The sequence below is a fragment of the Bradyrhizobium sp. URHC0002 genome, assembly GCF_054059515.1.
The window spans coordinates 1,351,752-1,365,529 of record NZ_JBSSCF010000001.1; the positions used below are offsets into that span (position 1 = coordinate 1,351,752).

14 protein-coding genes and 1 tRNA gene are annotated in these 13,778 nt (G+C 62.3%); 8 read left to right on the forward strand and 7 right to left on the reverse strand.

The window, feature by feature from the left end:
- On the reverse strand, positions 1 to 861 hold the full coding sequence (gene tesB, locus ACVWVY_RS06460; RefSeq protein WP_456625591.1) for an acyl-CoA thioesterase II: 861 nt from the start codon (positions 859 to 861) through the stop codon (positions 1 to 3).
- Between the two features lie 134 nt (positions 862 to 995).
- On the opposite strand from tesB, the gene ACVWVY_RS06465 reads away from it, so the two are divergent.
- A complete protein-coding gene (locus tag ACVWVY_RS06465; RefSeq protein WP_456625592.1) occupies positions 996 to 2,216 on the forward strand; it encodes a ubiquinone biosynthesis hydroxylase in 1,221 nt (406 codons plus the stop codon).
- A gap of 49 nt (positions 2,217 to 2,265) precedes the next feature.
- Here ACVWVY_RS06465 and ACVWVY_RS06470 read toward each other — a convergent pair whose 3' ends face one another.
- Both ACVWVY_RS06470 and ACVWVY_RS06475 read right to left on the reverse strand, forming a co-directional pair.
- Positions 2,266 to 2,463, reverse strand: coding sequence for a Trm112 family protein (locus ACVWVY_RS06470; RefSeq protein WP_456625593.1), 198 nt, complete (start codon positions 2,461 to 2,463; stop codon positions 2,266 to 2,268).
- Positions 2,464 to 2,512: 49 nt separating this feature from the next.
- Positions 2,513 to 3,049 (reverse strand): TetR/AcrR family transcriptional regulator, encoded by a 537-nt coding sequence (locus tag ACVWVY_RS06475; protein ID WP_456625594.1) that lies wholly within the window; start codon positions 3,047 to 3,049, stop codon positions 2,513 to 2,515.
- A gap of 93 nt (positions 3,050 to 3,142) precedes the next feature.
- Here ACVWVY_RS06475 and ACVWVY_RS06480 point away from each other — a divergent pair, with 93 nt between their 5' ends.
- From ACVWVY_RS06480 to ACVWVY_RS06490, 3 genes are all read left to right on the forward strand, one after another.
- Positions 3,143 to 3,493, forward strand: coding sequence for a hypothetical protein (locus ACVWVY_RS06480; RefSeq protein WP_456625595.1), 351 nt, complete (start codon positions 3,143 to 3,145; stop codon positions 3,491 to 3,493).
- Between the two features lie 66 nt (positions 3,494 to 3,559).
- Positions 3,560 to 4,363: a crotonase/enoyl-CoA hydratase family protein gene (locus tag ACVWVY_RS06485; protein ID WP_456625596.1), complete on the forward strand. Its 804-nt coding sequence runs from the start codon at positions 3,560 to 3,562 to the stop codon at positions 4,361 to 4,363.
- A complete protein-coding gene (locus ACVWVY_RS06490; protein WP_456625597.1) occupies positions 4,360 to 4,782 on the forward strand; it encodes a PaaI family thioesterase in 423 nt (140 codons plus the stop codon). The genes ACVWVY_RS06485 and ACVWVY_RS06490 overlap by 4 nt, the downstream gene beginning before the upstream one ends.
- An 11-nt stretch (positions 4,783 to 4,793) precedes the next feature.
- On the opposite strand, the gene ACVWVY_RS06495 is transcribed toward ACVWVY_RS06490, so the two are convergent.
- The gene (locus tag ACVWVY_RS06495; protein ID WP_456625598.1) at positions 4,794 to 5,468 is read right to left on the reverse strand and encodes an LON peptidase substrate-binding domain-containing protein; all 675 of its coding nucleotides are present in this window, start codon (positions 5,466 to 5,468) and stop codon (positions 4,794 to 4,796) included.
- A 75-nt stretch (positions 5,469 to 5,543) separates the two neighbouring features.
- The gene (gene trxA, locus ACVWVY_RS06500; RefSeq protein WP_456625599.1) at positions 5,544 to 6,467 is read right to left on the reverse strand and encodes a thioredoxin; all 924 of its coding nucleotides are present in this window, start codon (positions 6,465 to 6,467) and stop codon (positions 5,544 to 5,546) included.
- 531 nt (positions 6,468 to 6,998) lie between these two features.
- On the opposite strand from trxA, the gene ACVWVY_RS06505 reads away from it, so the two are divergent.
- The 4 genes from ACVWVY_RS06505 to ACVWVY_RS06520 all read left to right on the forward strand — a co-directional run bounded on the left by ACVWVY_RS06505 (position 6,999) and on the right by ACVWVY_RS06520 (position 11,862).
- Positions 6,999 to 7,073 (forward strand) — tRNA-Gly (locus tag ACVWVY_RS06505).
- 168 nt (positions 7,074 to 7,241) lie between these two features.
- Positions 7,242 to 9,539, forward strand: a complete 2,298-nt coding sequence (locus ACVWVY_RS06510; protein WP_456625600.1) for a DUF2235 domain-containing protein — start codon at positions 7,242 to 7,244, stop codon at positions 9,537 to 9,539.
- Between the two features lie 333 nt (positions 9,540 to 9,872).
- The gene (locus tag ACVWVY_RS06515) at positions 9,873 to 11,132 is read left to right on the forward strand and encodes a PQQ-dependent sugar dehydrogenase (protein WP_456625601.1); all 1,260 of its coding nucleotides are present in this window, start codon (positions 9,873 to 9,875) and stop codon (positions 11,130 to 11,132) included.
- Positions 11,133 to 11,277: 145 nt separating this feature from the next.
- Positions 11,278 to 11,862, forward strand: a complete 585-nt coding sequence (locus ACVWVY_RS06520; protein WP_456625602.1) for a c-type cytochrome — start codon at positions 11,278 to 11,280, stop codon at positions 11,860 to 11,862.
- 151 nt (positions 11,863 to 12,013) lie between these two features.
- On the opposite strand, the gene panE is transcribed toward ACVWVY_RS06520, so the two are convergent.
- The gene (panE, locus tag ACVWVY_RS06525) at positions 12,014 to 12,934 is read right to left on the reverse strand and encodes a 2-dehydropantoate 2-reductase (protein ID WP_456625603.1); all 921 of its coding nucleotides are present in this window, start codon (positions 12,932 to 12,934) and stop codon (positions 12,014 to 12,016) included.
- A gap of 171 nt (positions 12,935 to 13,105) precedes the next feature.
- Entirely contained in the window at positions 13,106 to 13,711 is a 606-nt protein-coding gene (locus tag ACVWVY_RS06530) for a DsbA family protein (protein ID WP_456625604.1), read from the reverse strand.
- Positions 13,712 to 13,778 lie beyond the last annotated feature (67 nt).

A 13,778-nucleotide genomic window follows, 5' to 3' on the forward strand; every position in this document is an offset into this window, starting at 1 on the left:
TCACTTGCGCTGGCGCACCGAGCCTTCCTGGGCCACCGACGCCACCAGCGTGCCATCGGGCTTGAAGATCAGGCCGCGGGTCAATCCGCGGCCGTCCTGCGCGCTCGGCGAGTCCTGTGCGTAGAGCAGCCATTCGTCGGCGCGGAACGGCCGGTGAAACCACATCGCGTGGTCGAGGCTTGCCGGCATCATGCGCTTGTCGAACAGCGTGCGGCCGTAGCGCGCCATCACCGCATCGAGCAGCGAGAAATCCGACGCGTAGGCCAGCGCGCACAAATGCAGCGCCGGATCGTCGGGCAGCTTGGCCGCGGTGCGAATCCAGACATGGATGCGCCCGTCGTCGATCTTCTGGCCGAAATAGCGGCCGAGCTCGACCGGGCGCAGCTCGATCGGTCGGTCGGATTCATAATAGCGGCGGATGAATTCCGGCATCTCCTTGAACAGCGGCTGCTTCGACACTTCTTCCGCCGTGAGTTTTTCCGGCGGCGGGACATCCGGCATCTTGTCCTGATGGTTGAACGCGCCTTCCTCTTCCGCATGGAACGACACCATGATGGAGAAGATCGCGTTGCCATGCTGGATCGCGGTGACCCGGCGGGTCGAATAGCTCTTGCCGTCGCGCAGGCGTTCGACCTGGTAGATGATCGGGATCTGCGGATCGCCGGGCAGGATGAAATAGCAATGGATCGAATGCGGCAGGCGGCCCTCGACGGTGCGGCAGGCCGCGACCATCGCCTGCCCGATCACCTGGCCGCCGAACACCCGCTGCCAGCCCGTCTTCGGGCTGTTGCCCCGGAACAGGTTCACCTCGAGCTGTTCGAGATCGAGGATGGAAATCAGGTCAATCAGGCCCTTGGACATGCTGTGCTTTCAATCGATCCCGGCCGCAAACGATCGCGCCTGGGGCGTTAAGTACCTTGTTTCTCGGCCCTGTTTCGCCCAGCTATTATCAGGTAGCAAGCGTAGTCTGACGAAGTAACCGGGTAAGGGATCGCATGGCGGCACAGCGAAGCATTGTCATCTGCGGCGGCGCCTTTGCCGGGCTGGCGCTGGCGCTGGCGCTCCGTCAGGGCCTTGGCGCAGAAATTCCCATCATCGTGGCCGATCCGGCCCTGGCGGTGCGGCCGAGCCGTGATCCGCGGGCGACCGCCATTGTGGCGGCGTGCCGGCGGTTGTTCGAGGCGCTCGGCGTCTGGGATCAGGTGGCCGCGGATTCGCAAGCCATCCTCGATATGGTCGTCACCGATTCCAAACTGGAGGATGCCACCCGCCCGGTGTTCCTGACCTTTGCCGGCAATGTCGAACCCGGCGAACCCTTCGCCCACATGGTTGAAAACCGCCGGCTGATCGATGCGCTGGCGGCGCGTGCCGAGGCGGAAGGAGTCGATCTCCGGGCCACGGCGGTTTCGACCTACGATTCACGTTCCGACGGCGTCACCGTGACGCTTGCCGACGGCAATGTCATCGAGGCGAGCCTGCTGGTGGCCGCCGACGGCGCGCGCTCAAAACTGCGCGAGCGTGCCGGCATTGCCACCCATGGCTGGGACTACGATCAATCCGGCATCGTGGTCACCGTCGGTCACGAGCGGGATCACCACGGCCGCGCCGAAGAGCATTTTCTCCCGGCGGGTCCGTTCGCGATCCTGCCGCTGACCGGAAAGCGCTCGTCGCTGGTGTGGACCGAGAATCGCGCCGAGGCCGCACGTATCACCGCGCTCGGTGAAGCTGAATTCCACGATGAACTCGAGAAGCGCTTCGGGCTGCACCTCGGCGAGATCAAGGCGCTCGACAAGCCGCGCGCCTTTCCGCTCGGCTATTTCGTCGCGCGCTCGTTCATCGCCGAGCGGCTGGCGCTGGTCGGCGACGCTGCGCACGTCATTCATCCGATCGCGGGGCAGGGCCTCAACATGGGCCTGAAGGACGTCGCGGCGCTCGCCGAAGTCGTGGTCGATGCGGCCCGGCTCGGCATCGATCCCGGGCAGGCCGACGTGCTCGACCACTACCAGCGCTGGCGGCGCTTCGACACCATGGCGATGGGGCTCGCCACCAATTCGCTGAATTTTCTGTTCTCGAACGAATCGACGCTGCTGCGTACCGTACGCGATATGGGACTTGGCCTCGTCGATCGCGCGCCGCCGCTGAAGGGCCTGTTCATCCGCCAGGCTGCGGGACTGTCCGGCGAAATCCCGCGGCTGTTGAAGGGCGAGGCGCTGTAGGCCGGATTCCGCTACGCGCCATCCGGGCTCCGCGTGATGTCTTGCGACGTCACTCGATCTTCCGCGCCTCTTCCGGCAGCATGATCGGGATGCCGTCGCGGATCGGGTAGGCAAGCTTGGCGGAACGCGAGATCAGTTCCTGACGGGAGGCGTCGAATTCCAGCGGTCCCTTCGTGATCGGGCACACCAGGATTTCCAGCAGTTTCGGGTCAACGGTGCTGTCGAGGCGTTCGGTCGAGGCGTTCATCAGGGGGTCTCCGGCTCGACGGGTGCTTAGCACATCACAGCGGAACTTGTCATCGCGCGGCCATCCGCAGCATCTCGTCGAGCATGGCCTGTTGCTGCGCTTTCGGCAGCGGCTGGTCCGACAGCGCGAAGCCGAGGAACGCCCAATAAAGGATTTGCGCGCGGGCGCGGGCGACTTCGGCCGACAGTCCGGACTGCGTCAAAAGGCCCTCGATATAGCCGAGCCGACGGCGATCGATCGCCTGCACCGCGGCGCGCGCCGCGGGATCGACGCTGGCCCAGGTGCGGACCGCGTTCTCCAGCAGCAATTTTTCGCGGAACACCCGGCGCAACAATACAGCCAGCGGGTTTTCGTCCCTGGATGCCGCCTCGACGTCGGCAATGATCTGTTCGGCGGCGATCTCGCGCCATTGCTTGAGGATCGCGGCATGGAACGCGGAAATATCCGCGAAATGCCAGTAAAAACTGCCGCGCGACACCCTCATCGCCTTCGCCAGCGGTTCCGCCTTCAGCGCCGTGAATCCACTTTTCGCCAGCGTCCTGAGACCCTGGTCGAGCCAGTCCTTCGCCGAAAGTTGATCGACCATGTTCCTGCCTTGCGTCATCCCACCATACACTACTGTATTGACAGGTACCAGCCGGCAAGCCATAACCATACACTACTGTATGGAGGTCCTTCGATGCGCGACATCATCCTGCAATGCGCCGGCGTCGCCGGCATCGCGGTGTCCCTGATTCACGGCGTGCTCGGGGAAACCAAGGTGTTCGCGAAGGCGACCATCCAGCCCGAGAGTTTGCGGACCCTGATCCGACTGGTGTGGCAGGCCGGCACGGTGGCGTGGATCGGCGGCGCGGTGCTGCTGATCGCGGCGCCCACGTTCGGATCGGAAAGCGCGCGGCACTGGATCGTCATCACTGTGATCGCGATCTACACCTTCGCTTGCGCTGCGAATGCCTGGTGGTCGCGCGGCCGTGGCTTTGGCTGGAAGGCGCTCGGCGCCGTCGTCGTGCTGGCCGCCGCGGGATACTAGGCGCTATCCGGCGCCGCCGTGAAAACGGAGATGCCCATGTTCTGGGTAGGTCGAAGGAGAAAGGCCATGGAGGAACGGATCAAGGTCACCATCGAGAATGGCGTTGCCGATGTCAGGTTGAACCGCGCCGACAAGATGAATGCGCTGGATGCCGACATGTTCACCGCGATCGCCGAAACGGGGGTACGTCTGAAGCTTGACCAAGACCTGCGTGCCGTCGTGCTGTCCGGCGAGGGACGCGCTTTCTGTGCCGGGCTCGACGTCGAAAGAATGGCCGCGGTGGCAAACGGCGGCAACCTGCTGCCGTTCCCGCAGCTTGACCAGCGTACGCACGGTATCGCCAATTTCGTCCAACACTGCGTCTGGCTATGGCGCGAGATCCCCGTTCCCGTGATCGCGGCCATTCACGGCATTGCCTTGGGCGGTGGCTTCCAGCTCGCGCTCGGCGCCGACATGCGATACGTCGCACCAGGCACGCGCCTCGGCATTATCGAGGCGAAGTGGGGATTGGTGCCTGACATGGCCGGCACGCAGTTGATGCGGCATCTGGCGCGCGAAGATGTGGTGCGCGAGCTGACCTATACCGCGCGCATCTTTTCGGCCGAGGAGGCTATCGGGTACGGCTTCGCGACGCGACTGGAAGCGGATCCCCGGGCCGCTGCCCTGGCCACGGCCCGCGAGATTGCGGCCCTCAGCCCGCACGCGATCCGTGCCGCCAAGCGGCTGCTCAATCAAGCGGCCGCCGGCGACGCCGAGCAGGCTCTCACCGCCGAAACGATGGAGCAGAAGGCGTTGCTCGGCAGCGCCAATCAAATCGAGGCGGTGCGGGCCAATCTTGAAAAGCGCATGCCGAACTGGAGCAACCCGTGAACACGAACCCGGCGCTCACGCTGTCCGATCTGATCGCTGCGAACGCATCGGCCGGATTGAACCGGCAGGCGGGATTCGAAGTCCTTACCGCCGAGAACGGCATCGCCGAAATCCGGATGCCCTGGAATGACGGCTTCACGCAATATTCCGGCTATCTCCACGCCGGAATGATCGCGGCCCTGCTCGATACCGCCTGCGGATTTGCGGCGGCTAGCAACGCCGGCTGCGTGATGGCATCGCACTTTTCGATGAACTGTCTCCGACCTGCCGTCGGCCGGACGTTTGTAGCGAAAGGCACCACGGTGAAGGCCGGCCGCAAGCAGATCTTTGCCAGGGCAGAGCTGTTCGCTGAAAATGAACAGGGCGAGATGTCGCTGGTCGCAACGGGCGAGACGCTGATCGTTCCCACCGGCGGTTGAGACGAGCGGTCCTACTGCAATCCCGTGTCGCCGCTGGTGCGCTTCTTGGCGAGGTCCATTTCGGTCACCGCGATCAGGATCTCGGCGCGGGTTTTCAGGTCGGGCGCTTCCAGCATCGCCTGCTTCTCGGCCGGACCGTAGGGCGACATCATGGCGAGCGCGTTGACCAGCGCCTCGTTCGGCGCGCTCTCGATACCTTCCCAATCCACCTTCAAATTGTTGGCCTCGAGAAAATCGGTAAGCACTTCGAGCAAGGCCGTGCGGTCGACGGCTTCTTCGCCTCTGCGCGCAACGAAATCGTCGGCATAGGGAAAGAAATCCACCTTGCATTGCCGGTACGCGGTCAGGCCTGAGATTTCCTCGACCACCTTGAAGCGGGAGACGCCGGTCAGTTCCAGGATGTAGCGGCCGTCGCCGGATTCGGCGAGCTGCGTGATGCGGCCAACGCAGCCGACCCGGAACAGCTCCGGCTTTGCCTCGTCCCTGCTATGCGAAATATCCGGCTGGATCATCCCGATCAGCCGGTGACCATCGCGTAGCGCGTCGTCCACCATCGCCAGATAGCGCGGCTCGAAAATATTGAGCGGCATCTGGCCGCGCGGCAGCAACAGCGCGCCCGGCAACGGAAACACCGGAATGATTTCGGGAAGCTCGCCGGGTCCGCGGTATTCGGCATTGATCGGCATTGGCTGTCCCGGTCAGTTCGCTGGTTCGGTGCGCATTCTCTTCACAAAACCATGCTCTGCTTCGCTGAATACGATCTACGAGAACAGGATCGTCGACAGCCGCTTGCGTCCATCGACGGTGGACTCGTCGGCGCCGCCCCACGCTTCGAAGAACTGCACCAGCTGCTTGCGCGCGCCGTCATCGTTCCACTTGCGATCGCGCTTGACGATTTCGAGCAACTGATTGGTCGCCTCGGCGCGGTTGCCCTGGGCGTTGAGCGCGGTCGCCAGGTCGAATCGCGCCTGATGGTCGAGCGGGTTCGCGGCGACTTTCTGTTCCAGCTCGGTCACCGGGCCAACCGCCTGGGCCTGCTCGGCAAGATCGATCGAGGCCTGCACCGCCTTGACCGTAGCGTCGGTGCGCTTCGATTCCGGCACCATCGCCAGCGTCTGCTTGGCCTGTTCGATCGCGCCTGACGTCACGTAGCATTTCGCCAGCCCCGCCATCGCCGCGATATTGGTGGCATCGAAACCCAGTATCTCGGCGTAGATCTGGGCCGCCGCGGCAGGGTCGCCTTCCGCCAGCACGGCCTCGGCCTCCTGCAGGATCTCTGCGATATTCGGCTCGCCCGGCGCCGTCATGCCCTTGGTGAGTTTGTCGATGAAGGCGTTGATCTGGCTCTCCGGCACCGCGCCCATGAAGCCGTCGGCGGGCTGGCCGCCCACGAACGCGATCACGGCCGGTATCGACTGAATGCCCATCTGGCCGGGGATGGCCGGATGCTCGTCGATATTCATCTTGACCAGCTTGACCTTGCCCTTGGCCGCGCGGACCGCCTTTTCGAGAATGGGCGTGAGCTGGCGGCAGGGTCCGCACCAGGGCGCCCAGAAGTCGATCAGCACCGGCTGGCGCTTCGATTCCTCGATGACGTCCTTCACGAAGGTCTGGGTGGTCGTCTCTTTGATCAGATCGGGTGCTGCCTGCGGCGCCGGGCCGCCGCCCTGCTCAACTATCGTCACGGTATCCTCGCCTGATGTCTTGAGAAGATGTCTTGAGAAGGTGTCTCGAGAAGGTGTCTTGGATTAGAAGTCTCGGAATTAGAAGGCGTCCTGGAATTCGGGCCCGTTCTAGCACGGCTGGGGGCGAAGTTCCTCATTCGCTAGATGGCGGCTAGGTCACAAAATTCAATCGGCAGGCGCCTTCCGCAAGCGGAACTCGCCGGGAGCACCGATGCCCCCGTCCGGGCAAGCCAAGGGACCTTCGATTGCGATTGGGCGTGGGGCGAATTGACGCGAGGCGTTTGGAGCCTCGCGCGAAAATAGCTCGAATCGCCCCCGCTTCACACTGGGTGGCGGGAGCTTTGGTTCCCGGCTTGGGGCATAAGTGGCTAGCAAACCCCGTTTCGGCGCTGTTTCGGGTCGATTCGCTCCCTTTTGTTGATGAAGTCGGATGATCTGTGTGGCGCGAGATCGCATCCGGACTGTTGCATTCGCGGTCCGCATTTGTCATACGTCTGCCGTTGACGGCGCGCGTTCGCCGCCATCTCGGATGCGGGTGTAGCTCAGTGGTAGAGCACGACCTTGCCAAGGTCGGGGTCGAGGGTTCGAGCCCCTTCGCCCGCTCCAGATTTTCTCTCATGGCAAATTCCCGGATCGATGACAGGCCGCCTTTTGGCGGCCTTGTCGTTTTTTGGTCCCCGATGTGATCCAGCTCTCCTTTCATTCGAGGGGAGCGTGCAATGCTCTGTGACCAGAGATTGTAGTGTCGTTTCATCACTCGGCGGGAGCAATTTCATGGGGCGAAACATTGTTTTGCTGTCCGACGGCACCGGCAATTCAGCGGCCAAGGTCTGGCGCACGAACGTCTGGCGTACCTTCGAGGCGCTGGACCTTTCTGGAAACGATCAGGTCGCCTTCTACGACGACGGCGTCGGTACTTCGACATTCAAGCCGTGGGCGATCCTTGGCGGCGCGTTCGGCTTTGGCCTGAAACGGAATGTCATCGACATCTACAAATTTGCTTGCCGCAACTACAAGGACGAAAGCGACAACCTCTACGGCTTCGGCTTCAGCCGAGGTGCATTTACGATCCGCGTCGTCATCGGCCTGATTCTCAATCAAGGCTTGGTGTCCGCCGACAACGAAAGCGAACTCGACAAGAAGGCCATCGCGGCCTACCGGCAATATCGCGCCGAGCGCTACCATACCCTGTTGCCCTGGCATCCCGAGGACTGGTACCGGGCCATTCGCAACTTCCTCTTCCCGATCAAGTACGACAAGCGCGACAATCGCGCGGTCAAGCACATCCGTTTCGTGGGGGTGTGGGATACGGTGGCCGCCTATGGCCTGCCGATGGACGAGATGACGCGAGGGGTCAGCCGGTGGATCGTTCCGCTCGAACTTCCCAATCACACGCTCAATCGCAAATACGTCATGCGCGCATGCCAGGCGCTTGCGCTCGACGAAGCACGAACCACGTTTCATCCCGAACTATGGGATGAAAAAGTCGTTCCGCCGCCGGAATTCGATCCCGGCCAAAAGCGCAACATTGCCGATGAGCAACTCAGTCAGGTCTGGTTCGCAGGCGTGCATTCCAACGTAGGCGGTGGGTACCCTGACGATGCGCTGGCCTACATTCCATTGGTCTGGATGCTCAATGAAGCGCGGCACTGCGGTCTGAAATTCAAATCTGAAACCAGCGATCCGCCTGCCTATCCGGATGCGTTCAAGAATGCCACTTCGCGCGCGGACAAGGACGGGCGAATCTACGATCCGCGCGCGGGCCTCGGCGCCTATTACCGTTACGGTCCACGCAAGCTCGTGCAACTTTGCAATTACCGATACTCGAAAAAAGAAGACGACGAAGTGGCGATCGAACGTCCGAAAATCCACGAAAGCGTGTTCAGGCGAATCCGGAACCATGCGCACGCCTATGCGCCCATCGGCCTGCCCGCCGTCTACGACATCGTGAAGGCCGACGGTGAGATCGTCACGCCGGATCAATTTGGGTGTGAGACCATCGATGCGGCCAAGACGCGCGCGGACGCACAGGAACACGTCTGGAACGAAATCTGGAAACGTCGCGTCATCTATTTCGCTTCCGTCGGCGCCACCGCCTGGCTGCTGGCGTTTCCGTTGATCAGCGGCGCCACGCGCTCCGACGAATTCACGAGCCCAATCCGATGGGTCTCGGACATCATTCGCTTTGTCGGGGCGTTTCTGCCGGGCTTCGCGTCCACATGGGTCGACGGCTATGCCCGCGCGCCGTTTTCATTCCTGCTGCTTGCCGGCCTGGTTGCGTTCTTCAATCTGTGGGGAATGCGCATAGCATCCCGCGTCGACGACCGCATGGGAGCGATCTGGCGAAAAACCTCTTCCGCGCCGTCGGGCTTGCCCGATGATTTCGTCTACCGGCTTCGCAGCAGTAAATCTTACATTGCACTGCATGAGGGAATGAAGCGCAGGTGGGCGCCTGCGTTCTTTGCCCTGCTGTTCGTCTATATCGGGTTGGCCCTCGTCAACCGCCTGCTTTACAACGCCCAGGACGTTGCCGGTCTTACCTGCACGCCGAGCACGGGAGCGAAAGATCTCGCCAAGGGCGAGACTGCGCCGCCCGTCGTATTCAAGACGTCCGATCTGTGCAAGCCGACGGGCATTCGTCTCGATGGCGGCGGAGCGAAATATTCGGTGAAGGTCGAGCCGGTGCTATCGGAGACCTGGTACGATGCCGGCATCAAAGTCCCGTTCGGCGGCTTCTCACCGGCTGACCAGCCGACCTGGAATCAGCGAATCCTGCTTGGGCTTGGAGTGCCGCTGCGCCGCGAATTGACCAAGGACTGGTTCCGGATCGTTCTGCGCTATGGCGACATCGGCGGGGAGGAGGTTTTTCTGGATCCTGATCCTACTGATTCCGTGATCGAAGCCACCATCAGGCCCACCCGCGAAGGCGAGCTGTTCATCTTCGTCAATGATTCCGTGCTCGGCATTCCCGGGCTCTATGATCTCTTTTATCGAAACAACAAAGGCGCAGCGAAACTGACGGTGAAGCGGGAAATAAGGCGGTCAGACGGGGTGCAAGCTGCTCGGAATTAGTCCGCACCAGGCGATCGAGCCTGTTCCCACCGAGCATGAATACACGCAAGGTCTGCCTCTGCTGTGGAAGCCCGCCCACCCACGCGCTTACGAAGAAGGGCCGCGGTCGCTCGCCTCGAATATTGCGGTGCAGTGGGCGCCCTGCGAACGCGGCTGGTTATCAATCCGTCTCACAATTTGCATTGATCTAATGAAGCTGGGCGCCCTGCGCTTCTCTCCCGCGGCGGATGTGCTACGATCTGGCGGTCTGTCTACTTCACCAGACCAAGTCGCCTCTTCAACGTCTCAAAATAATAACAGGCGCAGCCGCCAGGCTGCATAGGGAGTGACGCGATGAAATCGGCTTTCAATCGATCCATTCTTGCGCTCGCAGCCGTCCTCGTTGTCGCGGGGGTCAGCCAGGCCAGCGCGCAGCAGAGGGCCCTGAAGAAGTACGAGTCCGGCACCAAGGACTTCTGGGCCAACCCGCCGCCGGACTGGTTCCTCGGCGACGAGACCGAGGCCCAGAAGGGCCAGGCGCCGCCATCCGGTCCGCCGACCGGCGCCTCCGACGCCGAACTTGCGGCGATGATGAAGAAGATCAAGCTGCCGGAAGGTTTCAGTATCGAAGTCTACGCCTCCAACGTGCTGGAAGCGCGGCAGATGGCCTGGGGCGACAAGGGCACGCTGTTTGTCGGCTCCTTCGGCCTCGGCAACGTCTATGCGATCAAAGAGACTGGCGGAAAGAGGGAGGTCAAGACCGTCCTCAAAGGCCTCACCATGCCGACCGGCCTCGCCTTTCTCGACGGCTCGCTCTACGTCGTCGCGATCAACAGGCTGATCAAATACGAAAACGCCGAAGCCAATATCGACAATCTCGGCGCCGGCAAGGTGGTATATGACGACATGCCGACCTACGTCCCGCATGGCTGGAAATACATCGCCGTCGACAAGGATGGCTGGTTCTATATGCCGTTCGGACCACCCTTCAACATCGGGCTCCCACCGACCAGCCTCTCGCAGATCCGCCGCGTCGATCCCAAGACCGGCAACGCCGAGATCTGGGCGCTCGGCGTCCGCAACAGCGTCGGCGGCGACGTCGATCCGCGTTCCGGGCGATACTGGTTCACCGAGAACGCCCGCGACTGGATCAGCGATGACATGCCGAGCGACAAGCTCAACATGATCTCGAAGATCGGCGAGCATTTCGGCTATCCCTATTGCCACCAGGGCGATATGCCGGACCCGAAATTCGCGATGGGTCACAAGTGCTCCGAGTTCACGCCGCCCGTGGTCAATCTCGGCGCGCACGTGGCGCCCCTCGGCATGAAGTTCTATACCGGCGACCAATTCCCCGCTGAGTACAAGAACAACATCCTGATCGCCGAGCACGGCTCCTGGAACCGCGCCAAGTACCAGGGCGCCCGCATCAAGCGCGTGATTGTCGATGCGGACGGCAAGAATGCCAAGTCGGAGATCCTTGCCTCCGGCTGGCTCGAGGGCGACACGGGCTATCTCGGTCGTCCGAACGACATCATCCTCGCCAAGGACGGCTCGATACTGGTGGCCGACGATTGGGCCGGCGCCATCTATCGCATCAGCTACAAGAAGTAGGACGTCAACGGCTAGAGCGTTTTCGAGCGAAGTGGGTACCGGTTCGCGTGAAGAAAACGCGTCAAACAAAAATCGGGGGCTGCGGTTATCCGGGAACGGGTGGCCGCAGCCCCTGTTGTTTGGGGTGCGGTGCGGAGGAGTTCACATGCGAAATGTACTGGTCGGGATCGGGTTGGCGGTCGCAATCGTTTGCGGTTCGCCTGTCCGCGCGGCCGATATCGCGGCCGGCAAGGAGAAGGCCGAGCTGTGCGTCGGCTGCCACGGCGAGGGCGGCATTTCGCAGATGGAGAACATTCCCTCGCTCGCGGCCCAGCCCGATCTCTTCATTCAGTGGCAAATCGTGTTCTTTCGCGCCGGCACCCGCAAGAACGAGCAGATGCAGCCGATCGTCGAGCAGCTCAACAACGAGGACATCCGCAACCTCGGCGCCTATTACGCCTCGCTTCCGCCGCCCAAGGCACCCAAGCCCGACGACAATCCGGACCTTTCAGCCAAGGGCGCGCAAGCGGCGGTCGGCCGGCGCTGCGCTTCATGCCACATGGAAACCTTCGCCGGCACCAAGGCGGTCGCCCGCATTGCCGGCCAGCGCGAGGAATATCTCGTGAAGGCGCTGGGGGATTACAAATCGGGCGTGCGGGCCGGCGGCGCCATGGCGGCGATGGCGGATGTCGCCTACCCTCTCAGCGAGGAAGAGATCGAGGCGCTCGCGCATTATCTCGCGCATTTGTAAGAACCAGTCGTCCCTGCCTAGTGCGCAATTGCGCACGGGAGCAGGGACCCATACTCCGCGGCCCTTCTATTTTGGGCGGTGTGGTCGGTCTGCCCTAACAATCAGCATCGGTGGTTAGGGGTCCCTGCGTTCGCAGGGACGACACCGAATCTTACCCGCGCTGCTTCTCATACGCCTTGAGATGCGTATAGGCGATGCGCAGCTTCGGCACCGGGATCTTCGCCGCGTCGGCGCGGGCGACGAGATCGCCGATCACATGGTCGGCCTCGACCGGCAGGCCCGCTTTGATGTCGCGAAACATCGAGGCGGTCATCGGCGAGCCCTCGGTCGTCAGCAAGCCGCTGGTGCGCTGGAAGAACGGGCCGGTCGGCGCGTGGCCCGACGCCTTTGCAATCGCGCTGCATTCGTCGAGCATGCCGAGCAGGAAATCCTTGCCGCCGGCGACCGCGAGGATGTTGCCAACCGAAGTGCGCATCAGGCTGGTCGACGCGGCGAGCGAAGCGAGGAAAACCCACTTCTCCCACATGTCCTGCATGATGTGCTCGCTGGCCACCGCGCCGAACTTGCCGCTCTCAAACACGTTCGCAATCGCACGCACCCGGTCTGACATGGAGCCATCGCGTTCGCCGAAATTGAGCGACTGCATCGGCGCGAGCTGGACCACCTCGCGCGCGTCGTTGAGCGTCACCGCGATTGCGCAGAGGCCGCCAAGCACGCGGTCGCCCCCGAATTTCTTGTCCAGCACGTCGAGATGCAGCATGCCGTTGAGCAGCGGGATGATCGCCGTTTTCGGCCCGACTGCGGGGGCAAAGGACTTGATCGCGTCTTCAAGGTCGAACGCCTTGCAGCTCAACAACACGACGTCGAATTTTTCGGCGAGCTTGTCGGCCTGCACCGTCGGCGGGCTCTTGAGCGTCACGTCGCCGGCGGGACTCCTGATGACGAGGCCTGCGCTTGCGAGTTCGGAAGCGCGCTTCGACCGGACCAGGAACGTCACGTCGTTGCCGGCCTGAAGCAGCCTGCCGCCGAAATAGCCGCCGATGGCGCCGGCGCCGACCACGAGAATACGCATGGATGAACTTCCTTTATTGTTGTTTTGTTGCTGGTCCTGGCGGGAGCCGAAAAGCGAGTTGCCGGATTCCGAGCCGGAAAATTCCCGGCCACCATTACCACCGACCGTTCGCTATTTGCCACTCACTATCGTTTGTCTGCCATGCCTCGTCGAACGGCTTGCGGCGGGCGGCTACTTTCCCGAGACCATTTCCTCGACTTCGCGAAGCTGTTCCTTGCCGAAAAACATTTCCTTGCCGACGAAGAATGTCGGTGAGCCGAACGCGCCGCGTTCGACGGCGTTTTGCGTATTCTCGATCAGCCTGGCCTTTACATCGGCGTCCTGCGAGCGCGCCAGCAGTTTTGCGGCATCGAGGCCGGACGAGGCCAGCGCCTTGGTCGCGACTTCGGGGTCATCCATTTTCTTCGGCTCGACCCACATGTGATGGAAGGCGGCATCGACATATTTCTCGAACACGCCTTCGAATTGGGCCGCGACCGCCGCACGCATCAGGTTCAGCGTGTTGACCGGAAAGAATGGATTCCAGACATAGGGCTTGACCCCAAAGCGCTTCACGAAGCGCTCGGTCTCCAGCGCGTGGAATTCGCGCTTGTTCTTGATGCCGGCGAGCGTTTCGGCAGGCGACTTGTTGTTGGTGGCCTTGAAGATGCCGCCGAGCAGGATCGGCACATATTCGAACTTCACGTTCGTGCGCTTTTCGATCGCCGGTATCGCTTCGTGGCTCAGGAAGGCATTGGGGCTGCCGAGATCGAACAGGAATTGCGGATTTGAGCTCACGACAGTCTCCCCGATATTTTGGCGCATTGTGGCGCAAGGCAGGCGTCGCGTCCACGGTATTATGACG

Coding starts and splice junctions, on each gene's coding strand:
- ACVWVY_RS06470 (WP_456625593.1), bottom strand. CDS start 2,463: ATGAACGCCTCGACCGAACGCCTCGACAGCACCGTTGACCCGAAACTG.
- panE (WP_456625603.1), bottom strand. CDS start 12,934: ATGCGTATTCTCGTGGTCGGCGCCGGCGCCATCGGCGGCTATTTCGGC.
- ACVWVY_RS06515 (WP_456625601.1), top strand. CDS start 9,873: ATGAAATCGGCTTTCAATCGATCCATTCTTGCGCTCGCAGCCGTCCTC.
- ACVWVY_RS06510 (WP_456625600.1), top strand. CDS start 7,242: ATGGGGCGAAACATTGTTTTGCTGTCCGACGGCACCGGCAATTCAGCG.
- ACVWVY_RS06520 (WP_456625602.1), top strand. CDS start 11,278: ATGCGAAATGTACTGGTCGGGATCGGGTTGGCGGTCGCAATCGTTTGC.
- ACVWVY_RS06485 (WP_456625596.1), top strand. CDS start 3,560: ATGGAGGAACGGATCAAGGTCACCATCGAGAATGGCGTTGCCGATGTC.
- ACVWVY_RS06480 (WP_456625595.1), top strand. CDS start 3,143: ATGCGCGACATCATCCTGCAATGCGCCGGCGTCGCCGGCATCGCGGTG.
- ACVWVY_RS06475 (WP_456625594.1), bottom strand. CDS start 3,049: ATGGTCGATCAACTTTCGGCGAAGGACTGGCTCGACCAGGGTCTCAGG.
- ACVWVY_RS06465 (WP_456625592.1), top strand. CDS start 996: ATGGCGGCACAGCGAAGCATTGTCATCTGCGGCGGCGCCTTTGCCGGG.
- tesB (WP_456625591.1), bottom strand. CDS start 861: ATGTCCAAGGGCCTGATTGACCTGATTTCCATCCTCGATCTCGAACAG.
- ACVWVY_RS06495 (WP_456625598.1), bottom strand. CDS start 5,468: ATGCCGATCAATGCCGAATACCGCGGACCCGGCGAGCTTCCCGAAATC.